Here is a 14155-nt window from a genome sequence, read left to right as displayed (position 1 = left end):
CTCCATGGACATCGTGCTGGTCCACGGTGCCGGCGGACGCCCGACGACCTGGTCGGCGGTGGCACCCCTGCTGACCGCCCTCGGTCACCGGCTGTTCACCGTCACCAACCCGATGACCTCGCTGGAGGACGACGTCGCCAACACGGCGGCCGTCCTGGCGGAGACGACGGGACCCGTACTGCTGGCCGGGCACTCCTACGGCGGCGCGGTCATCAGCAACGTCGGCCGCGATCCGCGGGTCAAGGGGCTCGTGTACATCGCCGCGTTCGGGCCGGAGGAGGGCGAGACGGTCAACGAGATCGTCGAGCGGTACGAGGAGGCCGAGATCTCCAAGTACATGCGGCGCGGTCCGAACGGCGAGTGGAAGTCCGAGCCGAGCGAGGAGTTCTGGGCCGAGATAGGCCCCGATCTCTCCCCCGAGCAGCGGGCCGTCGTGGAGGCGGAGGGCCGCAAGGCGGAGAACCTCATCTTCACGCAGCCGACCGGCACACCGGCCTGGCGCACCCTGCCCAGTTGGTACCTGGTCGCGGACGACGACCGTACGCTGCGCCCGGAGATCCAGAACGACATGGCGGCCCGGATGAAGGCGACCGTCGAGCATGTGCCGGGCAGTCACTACACGACCCTCGTGTGGCCGAAGCGGGTCGCCGACCTGATCCACACGGCAGCCGTGGCCGTGGGCGCCGCCTCGTGACGTCGGCCCCCGTACTGGAGGTCCGTGATCTGCGGGTGCGGTTCGACGTTCCGGACGGCCGGCTGCCGGCCGTGGACGGCGTGGATCTGACCCTGCGGCAGGGCGAAGTCCTCGCGCTGGTGGGCGAGTCGGGGTCCGGGAAGTCCGCCCTGTCGATGAGCCTGGTCGGCCTGAACCGCGGTCCACGTACCCACATCAGCGGCGAGGTGGCCTTCAAGGGCCGCGACCTCGTCACCGCGTCCGAGCGGGAACTCCGTTCCGTACGCGGCAAGGACGTCGCGGTGGTCTTCCAGGACGCGCTCGCCGCGCTGAACCCGCTGCACCGGGCGGGCGCCCAGGTCTCCGAGATGATCCGCGCCCACCGCGACGTGCCGCGCGCGCAGGCCGCGGGGCGTGCCGTGGAACTGCTCGGCGAGGTCGGCATGGCCGGACCCGAGCGGGCGGCGCGCGCCTACCCTCACCAGCTGTCCGGAGGCATGCGGCAGCGCGTGATGATCGCCATGGGTCTGGCCAACGACCCGGCCCTGCTGATCGCGGACGAGCCCACCACCGCACTGGACGTCACCATCCAGGCCCAGGTCCTCGCGGTCCTCAGGCGGGTCCAGCGCGACCACGGCACCTCCGTGCTGCTGATCACCCACGACCTGGGAGTCGTGGCCGAGGTCGCCGACCGGGTGGCCGTCATGTACGCGGGGCGGATCGTCGAGCAGGGGCTGCGCGAGGAGGTGCTGTTCCATCCTCAACACCCTTACACGATGGGGCTGCTCGGGTCGGTGCCGCCGATCGACGGTCCGGTCGTACGACGGCTGCCCACCATCGCGGGCAGCCCGCTGACCGGGGTGGACCGACCGCCCGGCTGCGCGTTCGCACCCCGGTGCCCCTTCGTCCACGAGGCCTGCGCCGAACGCCCGTCGCTGCAACAGCGGTACGGCGGCGACGGGCATGTCGACGCCTGCGTACTGCCCGGCCCCGCACGTGCCAAGGCCCGCTCCCAGGGAGGGATCGCATGACCGGCGCGCTCATCCAGGCCCGCGAGCTGCGGGTGGAGTACCCGGGACGGGCGGGCGGCCGGGTCAGGGCGCTGCGGGACGTCGACCTCGACATCCTCCGGGGCGAGACCCTCGGTCTGGTCGGCGAGTCGGGGTGCGGCAAGTCCACGCTGGGGCGGGCCCTGTTGCGGGTGATCGAGCCCTCGTCGGGCCGGATCGACTTCGACGGCTCCGACCTCACCCGGCTGCGCGGGCGTCAACTGCGCCGTACGCGGGCCGAGTTGCAGATGGTCTTCCAGGACCCGTTCGGCTCGCTGAACCCACGGCGCAGGATCGCCGACATCGTCGCCGAGCCGCTGCTGCGGGCACGCGGCGCCACCCGGGCCGAGGCCGCGCGGGCGGTGGCCGAGTTGCTGGAGCTGGTCGGTCTCGGTGCGGAGGCCGGCGGGCGCAGGCCGCACGAGTTCTCCGGCGGTCAGCGCCAGCGCATCGGCATCGCGCGGGCACTCGCCTCCTCTCCGCAGTTCGTGGTGGCCGACGAGGCCGTCTCGGCACTGGACGTGTCGATCCAGGCCCAGGTGCTGAACCTGCTGTCGGACCTGGTCCGCGACCGGGGTCTGACGATGCTGTTCATCTCGCACGACCTGGGAGTCGTCCGGCACATCGCGGACCGGATCGCGGTCATGTATCTCGGCCAGATCATCGAGGTCGCCTCCCGGGACGCGTTCTTCTCGGCCCCCGCGCACCCCTACAGCCGGGCGCTGTTGTCGTCGGTTCCTGTGCTGCGACCCGGCGAGATCCGTGAACAGCACGTTCTGGAGGGCGAGTTGCCCGATCCGGCGAATCCGCCCGGGGGCTGTCTGTTCCGCACCCGGTGCCCCGTCGCCACGGATCGGTGCCGCACCAGCGCGCCCGAGCTGCGCGAGATCGCGCCCGGCCGCAGTGTGCGCTGCCATCTGCCCCTGATCTCCAGCGAGTAGCAAGGTGAGGACGAACCGCATGATCATCGACGCGTACAACACCACTCAGGACGTCCGGGGCCGTTCGGACTACCTGACCGGAGCCCGCAAGGGGCAGGCCCCGCCGCCGTACAAGCCCTTCGAACCCCGTCGGATCCTCGACCGGATGGACGCGGCCGGGGTGGACATGGCGATGGTGTGCTCGCTCGCCCAGCGCATCGAGAACGAGTTCATCAGCTCCCTGGTGGCGGCGCACCCGGACCGGTTCTTCGGCTTCGGGCAGGTGCTGCCGCAGGCGGACGACGCGATCGACGAGATCGACCGCATGGCCGACGCGGGGCTGGTGGGTCTGAAGCTGCACCCGAGTCTGCACGGCTACCACGTCGCCGACCACGGCCTGCTGGACCCGGTGTTCGAGGCGTGCGCCCGGCGCGGGCTGCTGGTCCTGGTCAACGCCCTCGACGACGCGTTCTGCGCGCCGCTGGCCATCGAGGAGATCGCCCGTGACCATCCGGGGGTGCCCACGATCATCGCGCACATGGGTGCCGTGTGGAACGTGCCCGAAGCGATCATCGTGGCCGAACGGCAGCCGCATGTGTACCTGGAGACGTCGGCGACGCTGATGAGCGATGTGAAGCGCGCCTACGCGCGGCTGGGTCCCGAGAAGATCCTGATGGGCAGCGAGTGGCCCGGCTCGGACTTCGACCTGGAGCGCATGAAGATCGCGAAGGCGGTCGAGGACGAGAAGGACCGGGCGCTGGTCGAGGGCGGCAACATGGCCCGGCTGCTGGGGCTGCCGGCATGAGCGCCGCGGACGGCATCCGGCCCGTGCCCGCGCCGCCGTCGATGAGCGCGGACGACGCCGAACTCCTCGCCACGGCACAGGATCTGCTGGCCCGGGTCCGGCAGCCGGGCCGGCACGAGGTGGCGACGGCGCTGCGCACCGCCGACGGCCGGGTCCACACCGGCGTCCATGTGGAGGGTTCCTGCCGACGCAGTTCGGTCTGTGCCGAGGGGGTGGCCATGGGAACCGCCCGGGGCGCGCTGACCGCCGGGACCCCGCTGAGCGTCACGTCGGTGGTCTCGGTGCAGGTCAAACCCGCCGACCGGTTCCGGATCATCGCGCCGTGCGGGGTGTGCCGCGAACTGATCAGCGACTACTGCCCGGACGCCACCGTCTGGGTGACCACGGTCGACGGGGACGAGCCCGTCGCGCTGCGCGCCCTGGACCTGCTGCCCGAGAAGAGCCGACGCCAGTGGTGAGCGCCGGCGGCCCCGAGGAGAGAAGAGACATGTCGTCCGTCTTCGTCACCGGTTCATCCGGACGGAACATCCCCACAGGGCTCGATGTCCCCGAACTCGCCGCGCAGTTGGGCGGATCCGGCTCGCCCCTGCGGTGGGAGGAGCTGACCTGGCCGGAGGCGGAGTCCACGGCCGCGGGTCAGGACGCCGTCATCATCCCCGTCGGCGCCACCGAACAGCACGGCCCCCATCTGCCGCTCGCGGTGGACACCCGTATCTGCGAGGCCGTCGCCCTGGGGGTGTCCGCGCTGACCGGGGTGCCGTTCCTGCCGCCCCTGAGCTTCGGGGTGTCCGCGTCCCACGGCGACTTCGCCGGCACGGTGGCACTGCGGCCGGAGACCATGATCGCGGTCGTTGAGGACGTCATCGAGTCGCTGTACTCCTCCGGGGTACGGCAGTTCATCCTGCTGAACGGGCACATCTGGAACAACGGCGCGCTGGACGTCTCGGCCGAGAAGCTGAGGGTCCGTCACCGTGACGCACGGGTCAGGGCGTTGGGATACGTGACGATGTACCCGGGGCCCGAGGTCGACGGGCATGTGACCTACGGACGCGCGCTGATGCACGCCAATTTCTTCGAGACGTCGGTGATGCTGCATCTGGCGCCGGAGCTGGTCCGAATGGAACGGGCCACCTCCCATGTCGACGTCGACTCGTTCTGGGACTACCGCATGGACCAGGTCAGCGAGACCGGGGTCTGGGGCCGGGACGTGACCGACGCCGACCCCGCGCACGGCCGGGCGGAGTTCGACCGCTGCGTCCTCACCACCGCCCGGGCGGTGGCCGCGGCGGTCCGCGAGCCGTGGCCCGATCCGACCCACCGCCCGGGGCGGCCGTCCTGACATCGGGACCGGCGACGCGAGCCGATTCACCCGTGTCCCCCGATCCCCCGCCGGCACCCGGCCGACCCCGCCCGTGAGATACGGCCCCCGCCCGCGGTGTCCGTCCCGCCCGGCCCCCACCGCCCGGCGGCGACCCGATCCAGAAGGAGAACCCCTTGGACCCCAGCATCGCGCTCCCCCGGCTGCCGGACTGCGAGCCCATGCTCATCGGCGGCGAGTGGACCACGGGCACCGCGCCGGAGCGGATCCCGGTCCTCGACCCGGCCACTCAGGAGCAACTCACCACCATCGCCCAGGCCGGCCCCGCCGAGGTGTCCGCGGCGGTCGCGGCCGCCGCTGCCGCCCACCGCGACCGGCGCTGGCGCGGACTGCCGCCCCGGCGGCGCCGTGACGTGCTGCTGCGCCTCGCCGACCTGGTGGAACGCGACGCCGAGGCACTGGCGGTCCTTGACACCCTCGACAACGGCAAGGCCATCGAGCGGGCGCGCGGCGACGTGGACCTCGGTCTGCAGGCCATCCGCCATTTCGCGGGCGCACCGGCCCGGCTGACGGGCACCGTGCACGCGGCCGGTCCCGACCGGCACGTCTACAGCGTGCGCGAACCGGTCGGCGTGGTCGCGGCCGTACTGCCGTGGAACTTCCCCTTCATGATCGCCGCGTGGAAGATCGCCCCCGCCCTGGCCGCCGGCTGCACGGTCGTGGTCAAACCGGCCGAACAGACCCCGCTCACCGCGCTGCGGCTGGCCGCGCTCTGCCTTGAGGCGGGGGTGCCGGAGGGCGTGGTCAACGTAGTGACCGGTGACGGGCGTACGGGGGCGGAGCTGGTCGGCCACCCCGACGTCGCCAAGGTCTCGTTCACGGGCTCCACGGAGGTGGGGCGGCTGATCATGGCCGCGGCGGCGCCCACGGTGAAGCGGCTCACCCTGGAGCTGGGTGGCAAATCCCCCAACATCGTCTTCGCGGACGCCGATCTCGACGCGACCGTACCGGCCGCCGTACGCGCGGTGTTCGGGCACTCCGGGCAGATGTGCACCGCGGGCAGCAGGCTCCTGGTGGAGCGCACGGTAGTCAAGGAACTGGTCGATCGGCTGGTCCCCGCGGTGGAGGCGCTGCGGATCGGCCCCGGTCTCGCGGGCGGCGTCAACATCGGTCCGCTGGTGTCCCAGGAGCAGTACGACCGCGTCACCGGCTATATCGACCTGGGCCGGTCCGAGGGCGCCGAGGTGGCGGTGGGCGGCGAACCGCTGCCGGGGCCCGGCTGGTTCGTACGGCCGACCGTGTTCACCGGCGTCGGCCCCGAACTGCGGATCGCCCGGGAGGAGATCTTCGGTCCGGTCGCCACGATCATCCCCTTCGACAGCGAGGAGGAGGCGATCGCCCTGGCCAACGACAGCGAGTACGGGCTCGCCGCCGGGGTGTGGACCAGCAGCCTGGCACGCGCCCACCGCACCGTCGCCGCGCTGGAGGCCGGCACCGTGTGGGTGAACACGTACAACGAGTTCGATCCCGCCGTGGCCTTCGGCGGAATGAAACAGTCCGGCCTCGGCAGGGACCTCGGAGACGCCGCCGTCGACGGGTTCACCGAGCTCAAGAGCGTCACGATCGCCCTGTGAGCGCCCCCCTGACGACCGGGGCCACGCCCGCGTACCCGGCACCGACGCCACCGGCCCCGTCCGCCCGCACGCTGGACGTCGCGGCCGTACGCGCCCGTACACCGGGCTCCGCCACCGGCCACCACTTCAACGCCGCGGGCGCGGCCCTGCTCGCCTCCGGCACCGTCGAGGCGGTCATCGACCATCTGCGCGCCGAGAGCCTGTCCGGCGGCTACGAGGCGGCCAAGGAGGCCGCTCCCGCCCTGGAGGCCGTCTACACCCGTACCGCCGAACTGCTCGGCGCCCGGCCGGAGGAGGTGGCCCTCGTCGAGAGCGCGACGGCCGGCTGGCAGCGCGCCGTGTCGGCGCTGCGGCTGCGACCCGGCGACCGGGTGCTGGCCGCCCGCTCCAGCTACGTCAGCAGCGCCCTGCATCTGCTGGCCGCCGAACGCGACCACGGGGTCCGGGTGGAGCTGCTGCCCAACGGCCCCGACGGCGCGGTCGACCTGGCGGCCCTGGAGACGGCGCTGCGCGGCGGTCCGGCCGCCCTGGTCACCGCGGCACATGTGCCGACCTCCTCGGGACTGGTCGAACCCGCCGCCGGGATCGGGGCGTTGGCCCGGGCCCATGGCGTGCCCTTCCTGCTGGACGCGACCCAGTCGCTGGGCCAACTGCCCGTCGACATCGACGCGATCGGCTGTGATCTGCTCATCGGGACCGGCCGCAAGTTCCTGCGCGGTCCACGCGGCACCGGGCTGCTCGCGGTCCGCCGCCCTCTCCTGGACCGGCTCGTCCCCGCGGCACCCGACGTACGGGGTGCCAGCTGGACCGCGGAGCGGAGCTGGGAACTGGTGCCGGACGCCAAGCGGTTCGAGCTGTGGGAGGCGGCGCACGCGCTGCGCCTCGGCCTGGGCGCCGCGCTGGCCGACCTCGGCGCTCTGGGCGTGGACACCGTCGCCCGGCATCTCGCGGTGCTCGCCGCCGACCTGCGGGGACGACTGGCCGCGCTGCCGGGCGTACGGGTCACCGATCCGCCGGCCGCGGGCGGCGCCATCGTCACCTTCGTGGTCGAGGGGCTGGACGCCGCCGAGGTACAGCGCGAACTCGCCCGCCGCCGGATCCATCTGATCGCGGTACCCGCGGGACACGGCCGCTGGGACATGGATCCCCGGGGCCTGACCAAGGTGGTGCGGGCCTCGGTGCACGTCTACAACGACGGGGCCGATCTGGACGCCCTGGTCGAGTCGGTACGCGAGATCGTGCGCCGGCGCCTTGGTCCGGCGCCCTCGCGGGAGCCGTCCCGCCGGTCGGGCGCCGCGCCCGCCGGCCGTATCGCGCGGGTGCCCGGGACGCACACTCCACCGCACACATCCGAGCCGGGCCCCGCGCCGTCCGGAGCGTCCACGCCGTCCGTGCCGTCCGGAGCGTCCACGCCGTCCGTGCCGTCCGCGCCGGAGATCCGCACGGCGCCTTCCGCGCCCGAACTCCCCCTGCCCCGGGGGCAGTCCGCACCCACCACCGCCCGGCGGACGCGCCCCCGTTCCCGGTGCCGTGACGCGATCGTGGTCGGTCTCGGAGTGCACGGGAGCGCCGCCCTGCACCGGCTGGCCGAGCGCGGACTCGACGTCCTGGGGCTGGAGCGGTACGCCCTGGGCCACGATCTGGGGTCCTCGCACGGCGCCACCCGGATGATCCGGCGCGCCTACCCCCACCCCGACTGGGACGGACTGGTGGACACCGCCTACCGGGCCTGGGCGGAACTGGAGGAGTCCGCGAAGACCCGACTGGTCGACGTCACCGGAGGGTTGTACGCGGCGCCACTGGACCGGCCCGACCCACTGCGCGGCCCTGGCTGCCGGCAGGTCGGCTCCGAGGAGGCGGCGCGGATCTTCCCCGGACTGCGGCTGCCCACCGGGTTCGGCGCGGTGCACGACCCTCGGGCGGGGATCATCGACGCGCGGGAGACGCTGCGGGCCCAACTGTCCCTGGCCGAACGGGCGGGCGCGGCCGTCATGGACGGCACCCGGGTCCTCGGTTGGGAGCCGGACGGCGACGAGGTCCGGGTGCGCACCGAAGCGGGCCCGCTGCGCACGCGTCGGCTGGTGCTGTGCACCGGTCCCTGGACCGCGGCCCAAGTCCCCTCGCTGGCGCCGCATCTGACGGTCACTCGTATCGTCAACGCCTACTTCGCCGCCGACCCGGCCGGCCCGTTCGGCCCCTCCGGCCTGGGCAGCTTCTCGGTGGATCTGCCGCAGGGGTTGCTGTACGGGTTCCCCGCGGCCGACGGCCGGGGGCTCAAGGCCGGGCTGGACCACGGCCCGGTCTGGGATCCGGACGCGGCCCGGCCCACGGCGACCGCGGCGGAACTCGCCCTGCTCACCGAGGCGGTGGCCGAGGTCCTGCCCGGGGCCGGCGCGGTGACGGAGAGCCTGACGTGCCTCTACACCATGACGGCGGACCGGCGTTTCGTGGTCGGCGAGGTGCCGGGCGCGCCACGGGTGCTGGTGGCGTCGGCCTGCTCGGGACACGGTTTCAAGTTCGGCCCGGCGATCGGCGCGGCACTGGCCGATCTGGTCTGCGGGACCGCGCGCCCCGACCTGGACTTCCTGTCTCCGGCCCGGCTGTTTCCCGGTGGCACCCGTTGACGGGGGCCACCGGGTGGCCGGGGAGGGACCCGGCGGACTCAGCCGTGGAAGACGGTCTGGGAGCGGCGCTCGTACCAGGCCGTCAGATGCTCGCCGGAGCTGACGACGTGCGCGCGCATGACCTCCTGGGCCCGGTCGCCGTCATGGGCGGCCAGCGCGTCGACGATCGCCTCGTGCTGGCGGATGTTCAGCTGCCGGTGGCGCTCGTCACCGGCGAGGGCGAGCGAGGAGACATTGCGCGGGAAGCTCTCGTTGATCCGGTCGATCATCCGGCTCAGCCAGGGGTTGTCGGCCGCCTCGCAGACGATGGTGTGAAAGCAGTCGTTCGCGGCCGTCGTGGCGGGGCTGCCGCCCTCGGCACCCTCGCCCTCGGCCCGCCGCGCGGCCTCCCGCAGGACGTCGTTGTGCTCGCGCATCTCGGCGAGCTGACGCTCCGTGATGCGGGAGGCCGCGCGCCGGGCGGCCAGCCCCTCCAGCTCGGCACGCACCTCGTACGCCTGGCGCACCTCCCAGGGCGCGGGCACCCGGACGACCGCACCGCGGTGCGGCTGCATCTCGATCAGCCCGCCGTTCTGCAGCTGCCGCAGCGCCTCGCGCACCGGCGTGCGGCTGACCCCGAACTCGGCGGCCAGCGCCGCCTGGCGCAACGGGTTGCCGATCGCCAGTTCGCCGTTCATGATCCGCGCGCGGATGCGGGCCGCGATGTCGTCGACGAGGGGGCCGTCATCTGTGTGGGGGGTCATCGGAGTCGGTCAAGCCCTTCTCGGGATGGGGCGGAGGGTGCGCGGTGGTGGAGCAGTTTGCCACGCGGCCGCCGACGTCCACAGCCGTACGTCTTTGGATAGCCGTTCATTTTTGGATCCACTTCCATGGTATCCGCATCCAAAAGGAGAAGCGCATGAACCTGCATTTCAGCAAGGCCATCGACGTGTCGGTCCCGATCCATCCCGGAATGCTGCACTGGGGGCGCCGCCCCGAAGTGGAGATCGTCGAGTCCCGCACCGCGGGCGACGCCTCCAACGTCAGCCGCTGGCGCATCGGCGCCCACACCGGCACCCATATCGACGCTCCCGCCCACTTCGTCGACGGCGGCAAGACGGTCGACCGGCTCGATCTGTCGGCCCTGAACGGCACCGCGCGCGTGCTGGACCTGACGCATGTCAAGGAGCAGATCACCGCCGCCGACCTCGACGCGGCCGGCCTCGGCGACGAGGAGCGCGTGCTGCTGCGCACCAGCAACTCGGAGGGTGTGCTGCGCAGTCCGTGGAAGGCGCGGCAGTGGGTGGGGCTGGCCCCGGACGGCGCGGAGCGCCTCATCGAGGCGGGGGTGCGCACCGCGGGCATCGACTACCTGAGTATCGAGGCCGTCGCCTACACCACCCATTGGGAGACCCACCAACTCCTGTGCACAGCCGAGGTGTTGATCCTGGAAGTGGTCGATCTGCTGCACACTCCGGCCGGGGTGTACGACATGCTCTCGCTGCCCGTGCCGTTGCAGGGCGCCGAGGCCGCCCCCTCGCGCACCGTGCTGCTGCCGCGGGACGAGACGTGACCGGCGCTCCCCGGCTGATCCTGGCCGCACCGCACCCGGCGGCGCTGGCGGCCGCCCGGCGGGCGGCGCGGCGGGGCGGCAACGCGGTGGACGCCGCGCTGGCGGCGGCGGCCGCCCTGACCGTCGTCTATCCCCACCAGTGTTCCCTGGGCGGCGACCTGATCGCCCTCGTCCACTCCCCGGGCGGCACGGTGCGCGCGGTGCTGTCCTGTCGGCCGGGGCCGCCGCCCAGGACGTCGACGTCGAGGCACTGCGCGCCGCGGACCCGCGGATGCCCGCGCAGGGGCCGCAGACCGTGACCGTGCCCGGTGTGGTGGCGGGCTGGACCGCGCTCGCCGAGGCCCACGGCACTCCCGGTGCCCTGGCCGCCGCCCTGCGGGACGCCGCCGATCTGGCGCGGGAGGGTGCCACCGTCTCGGCGGGTCTGGCGCGCGCCGTGCGCGAGCGGGCCGCGGGGATCGGCGCGGATCCCGGGCTCGGCGCGCTGTTGACCGGCCGCCACGGAGTCCCGCTCGCCGAGGGCGATCCGCTCCCCCAGCCGCGGCTGGCCGCCGTACTGCGGGCGCTGGCGGACGATCCCTCGTCCTTCTACCGGGGAGCGGTCGCCGAGGCCCTGGCGGACGGGCTGCGCCGGGTGGGCAGCCCCCTGACCGCGGACGATCTCGCGGCCCACCGGGCCGAAAGCGTCGAGGCGTTGACGCTGGACGTGGCCGGCGTCCGCTGGTGGACCGCGCCGCCGCCGCGCCAGGGCGCGAGTCTGCTGGCCGTACTGGAGACCGCGGCCGCGGTCGCGAAACTGCCCGAGCCGGAGCGGACCGTCGCCCTGGTGGCCCGCTGCCAGGACGCCTCGGCGGCCCGGGACCGGCTGCTCGGAGATCCGCGTGGCGCCGAGGTGGACCTGGACGGACTGCTGCGGCCCGCGCCGCTCGCCGGTGCGCGGCCGCCCGAGCCGCCGATACGTCCCGCCGGGGACACCGTCGCGGTCACCGCCGTGGACTCCTCGGGCCTCGCGGTCTCCCTGATCCAGAGCGTCTACCAGACCTTCGGCTCCGGCATCTGCGATCCGGGCACCGGCATCGTGCTGCACAACCGCGGTTCGGCGTTCGGCCTGCTGCCCGGCCATCCGGCCCTCCTCGGCCCCGGGCTGCGGCCCCCGCACACCCTGTGCCCGGTGCTCGGCCGGTCCGCCGACCTGCTGCTGGCGGCCGGCTGTCAGGGCGGCCGGGCCCAGCCGCAGATCCTCGCCCAGACGGTGCCCGACCTGATGGCGCCGGACGTCGACCCGGCCACCGTGCTGGACCGCCCGCGCTGGGTGGTGGGCGCCCGCGACATCGGCCGGCCCGGGCAGACCCTGCTGGCGGAGCCCGGTTCCCTGCCCGCCGTCGCGACCGCGTTCCCGTCCTCGGTGCCGGTCGTCGTCACCCCCGGCCGCACCGATCTGGCCGGCCACTCCCAGGTCGTACGACTGTCCGCGGACGGCCGGCTCGACGGCGCGTCCGATCCCCGTGCCGACGGCGGCACCACGCTCCACGGCGGCGCCGCAGCAGACCCCGCCCGTCCCGCCCCGGAAGGAAACCCCCTGTGAGTACCCTCGCCCCCGAACCCGTACCGGCCGACGCGCCGCACCCGCTGGACCCCCTGACCCCCGGCGAACTGGCCACGGCCGTCAAGGTGTTGCGGGCCGACCCCCGGGTCGGCGACGACGCGCGCTTCTGGGGGGTGGCCCTCGACGAGGACCATGCCCGCCGGGCCGCCCCCGGCGCGAGCCGGCGGGCCCGCGCGGTGGTGATCCTCCCCTCCGCGCACCTCGCCCACGAGGTCGACCTCGAACTCGGCGACACCCCGCGCACCACCGCCTGGCGTGAACTGGACGTGCGCAGTCCGGGCTGTTCCTCCGAGGAGGCCCGGCAGGCCGCGGCCGCCTGCCGGGCGGACCCGCGGTTTCGCGAGGCACTCGCGCTGCGCGGCATCCACGACGTGTCGCTGGTGATGGTGGACCCGGAGTCGATCGGCGGTTTCGAACCGCCGGAGTACCCGGGCCGCCGGCTGACCTGGGGCAGCGTCTGGCACCGCACCTCCGAGGACGACAACGGCTACGCGCGCCCGGTACAGGGCGTGGTGCCGATCATCGACATGGAGTCCATGGAGGTCCTGCACATCGAGGATCACGGCGTGGTCCCGCTCTCCCGGGAATCCGGGGTGTTCGACGCCGGGGTGGTGCCCGAGCGGCCCGGTCTGAAGCCGCTGGAGGTGGTCCAGCCCGAGGGCCCGAGCTTCACCGTCACCGGCCGCCGGATCGACTGGCAGGGCTGGTCGGTGCGGGTCGGCTTCAGTCACCGCGAGGGCCTGGTGCTGCACGACCTGACCTTCGACGCGGGCGGCCGGGGCCCCCGCCAGGTGATCCGGCGTGCCGCCGTCAACGAGATGTACGTGCCGTACTTCGACACCGCCTCCACCCAGTACCGCAAGAACTTCTTCGACTGGGGCGAGTACGGGGCGGGCCCGCTCACCAACTCCCTCGCGCTCGGCTGCGACTGTCTGGGCGTCATCCACTACTTCGACGCGGCGGTGCTCGGCGGCGACGGTGTGCCCCGGGTCATTCCCAACGCCGTCTGTCTGCACGAGGAGGACGACGGCATCCTGTGGAAGCACCACAACGGCCGGACCGGAGCGACCGAGGTGCGCCGCTCCCGCCGTCTGATCATCTCCGCGTTCGCCACCGTCGCCAACTACGACTACGGCTTCTACTGGTCGCTGTACCAGGACGGCTCGGTGATGCTGGAGATCAAGATGACCGGCATCCTCTCCGCCACCGGTGTCGAGGAGGACGAGGAGACCCCTTACGCACGGCGGGTCGCCCCGAACGTCGCGGTCACCAACCACCAGCACTTCTTCGGCGTCCGCCTCGACATGGCGGTGGACGGCCCCCGCAACCGGCTGGTCGAGGTCACCGCCGAGCACGAGCCCGACCCCGAGCTGGACCCCTACGGCAACGCGGCCCGCACCGTGCTGCGTCCGATCCTCAGCGAGGCGGAGGGCGGCCGGCGCACCGATCCCTCGCGCGCGCTGCACTGGCGGGTGGAGAGCGCCGAGGCCCGCAACCGGATGGGCGAGCCGACGGCGTACCGCGTGCACCTGGAGAACACCGCGGTGCTGCCGGTGCGGGAGGACAGCGTCTGTGCCCGCCGGGCCCCGTTCGTGGGGCGGCAGTTGTGGGCCACCGCCTACGACCCGGACCGGCGGTTCGTCGCCGGGGAGTACCCCAACCAGGCCGAGCCCGGCGCGGACGGCGTGCACAAGTGGCAGGAGGAGGACCGCTCGCTGGACGGCACGGACCTGGTGCTGTGGGCGACGGTCGGCTCGCACCACTTCCCGCGCCCCGAGGAGTGGCCGGTGATGCCGGTGGCCAGGGCGCGGCTGCGGCTGGAGCCCGACGGGTTCTTCGACCGCAATCCGGCGCTGGACGTGCCGGCACCGGTCTCCTGCCACGCGCCGCGGCGTCCGTCGTCCGACACCGCGGACCACTGCTGCGGTTGACCCCGCCCCACCTTTCGGCCGCGACGGCGCCTGCCTGGACACG

Annotated in this window: 13 protein-coding genes; 12 read left to right on the top strand and 1 reads right to left on the bottom strand. The window is 73.5% G+C overall.

Going from position 1 to position 14155, the window contains the following annotated elements; genetic code table 11:
• The first annotated feature begins 4 nt into the window (after positions 1–4).
• The 8 genes from RV986_RS50665 (at position 5) to solA (ending at position 9023) form a co-directional block, all read left to right on the top strand.
• Positions 5–694, top strand: coding sequence for an alpha/beta hydrolase (locus RV986_RS50665; protein ID WP_475923872.1), 690 nt, complete (start codon positions 5–7; stop codon positions 692–694).
• Complete coding sequence (locus RV986_RS50660) at positions 691–1704, top strand: ABC transporter ATP-binding protein (RefSeq protein ID WP_475923871.1); 1014 nt, start codon at positions 691–693, stop codon at positions 1702–1704. Before RV986_RS50665 ends, RV986_RS50660 begins: the two co-directional genes overlap by 4 nt.
• Positions 1701–2663, top strand: coding sequence for an ABC transporter ATP-binding protein (locus RV986_RS50655; RefSeq protein WP_475923870.1), 963 nt, complete (start codon positions 1701–1703; stop codon positions 2661–2663). Before RV986_RS50660 ends, RV986_RS50655 begins: the two co-directional genes overlap by 4 nt.
• A gap of 19 nt (positions 2664–2682) precedes the next feature.
• Entirely contained in the window at positions 2683–3447 is a 765-nt protein-coding gene (locus RV986_RS50650; RefSeq protein WP_475923869.1) for an amidohydrolase family protein, read from the top strand.
• On the top strand, positions 3444–3905 hold the full coding sequence (locus RV986_RS50645; protein ID WP_475923868.1) for a cytidine/deoxycytidylate deaminase family protein: 462 nt from the start codon (positions 3444–3446) through the stop codon (positions 3903–3905). The genes RV986_RS50650 and RV986_RS50645 overlap by 4 nt, the downstream gene beginning before the upstream one ends.
• A gap of 29 nt (positions 3906–3934) precedes the next feature.
• Entirely contained in the window at positions 3935–4786 is an 852-nt protein-coding gene (locus tag RV986_RS50640; protein WP_475923867.1) for a creatininase family protein, read from the top strand.
• Positions 4787–4941: 155 nt separating this feature from the next.
• Positions 4942–6399 carry an aldehyde dehydrogenase family protein gene (locus tag RV986_RS50635; protein ID WP_475923866.1) on the top strand — a complete coding sequence of 486 codons (1458 nt, stop codon included), beginning with the start codon at positions 4942–4944 and terminating at the stop codon, positions 6397–6399.
• Positions 6396–9023, top strand: coding sequence for an N-methyl-L-tryptophan oxidase (gene solA / locus RV986_RS50630; protein ID WP_475923865.1), 2628 nt, complete (start codon positions 6396–6398; stop codon positions 9021–9023). Before RV986_RS50635 ends, solA begins: the two co-directional genes overlap by 4 nt.
• A gap of 38 nt (positions 9024–9061) precedes the next feature.
• On the opposite strand, the gene RV986_RS50625 is transcribed toward solA, so the two are convergent.
• Entirely contained in the window at positions 9062–9766 is a 705-nt protein-coding gene (locus RV986_RS50625) for a GntR family transcriptional regulator (protein WP_475923864.1), read from the bottom strand.
• 155 nt (positions 9767–9921) lie between these two features.
• Between RV986_RS50625 and RV986_RS50620 the strand changes: the two genes are divergently transcribed.
• The 4 genes from RV986_RS50620 to RV986_RS50605 are packed head-to-tail and all read left to right on the top strand — an operon-like array spanning position 9922 to position 14112.
• Positions 9922–10575: a cyclase family protein gene (locus RV986_RS50620; RefSeq protein WP_475923863.1), complete on the top strand. Its 654-nt coding sequence runs from the start codon at positions 9922–9924 to the stop codon at positions 10573–10575.
• Positions 10572–10874 carry a gamma-glutamyltransferase gene (locus tag RV986_RS50615; protein WP_475923862.1) on the top strand — a complete coding sequence of 101 codons (303 nt, stop codon included), beginning with the start codon at positions 10572–10574 and terminating at the stop codon, positions 10872–10874. Before RV986_RS50620 ends, RV986_RS50615 begins: the two co-directional genes overlap by 4 nt.
• Positions 10847–12160, top strand: a complete 1314-nt coding sequence (locus RV986_RS50610) for a gamma-glutamyltransferase (protein WP_475923861.1) — start codon at positions 10847–10849, stop codon at positions 12158–12160. The genes RV986_RS50615 and RV986_RS50610 overlap by 28 nt, the downstream gene beginning before the upstream one ends.
• On the top strand, positions 12157–14112 hold the full coding sequence (locus RV986_RS50605) for a primary-amine oxidase (RefSeq protein ID WP_475923860.1): 1956 nt from the start codon (positions 12157–12159) through the stop codon (positions 14110–14112). The genes RV986_RS50610 and RV986_RS50605 overlap by 4 nt, the downstream gene beginning before the upstream one ends.
• Positions 14113–14155: the final 43 nt, after the last annotated feature.

This window comes from Streptomyces sp. RLA012 (assembly GCF_056270325.1).
This window is presented reverse-complemented; position numbering and strand designations above follow the sequence as displayed.

Excerpts from the sequence above, each read along its gene's own strand:
- RV986_RS50650 (WP_475923869.1), top strand. The coding sequence starts at position 2,683 with ATGATCATCGACGCGTACAACACCACTCAGGACGTCCGGGGCCGTTCG.
- RV986_RS50645 (WP_475923868.1), top strand. The coding sequence starts at position 3,444 with ATGAGCGCCGCGGACGGCATCCGGCCCGTGCCCGCGCCGCCGTCGATG.
- RV986_RS50655 (WP_475923870.1), top strand. The coding sequence starts at position 1,701 with ATGACCGGCGCGCTCATCCAGGCCCGCGAGCTGCGGGTGGAGTACCCG.
- RV986_RS50640 (WP_475923867.1), top strand. The coding sequence starts at position 3,935 with ATGTCGTCCGTCTTCGTCACCGGTTCATCCGGACGGAACATCCCCACA.
- RV986_RS50665 (WP_475923872.1), top strand. The coding sequence starts at position 5 with ATGGACATCGTGCTGGTCCACGGTGCCGGCGGACGCCCGACGACCTGG.
- RV986_RS50610 (WP_475923861.1), top strand. The coding sequence starts at position 10,847 with ATGCCCGCGCAGGGGCCGCAGACCGTGACCGTGCCCGGTGTGGTGGCG.
- RV986_RS50625 (WP_475923864.1), bottom strand. The coding sequence starts at position 9,766 with ATGACCCCCCACACAGATGACGGCCCCCTCGTCGACGACATCGCGGCC.
- RV986_RS50620 (WP_475923863.1), top strand. The coding sequence starts at position 9,922 with ATGAACCTGCATTTCAGCAAGGCCATCGACGTGTCGGTCCCGATCCAT.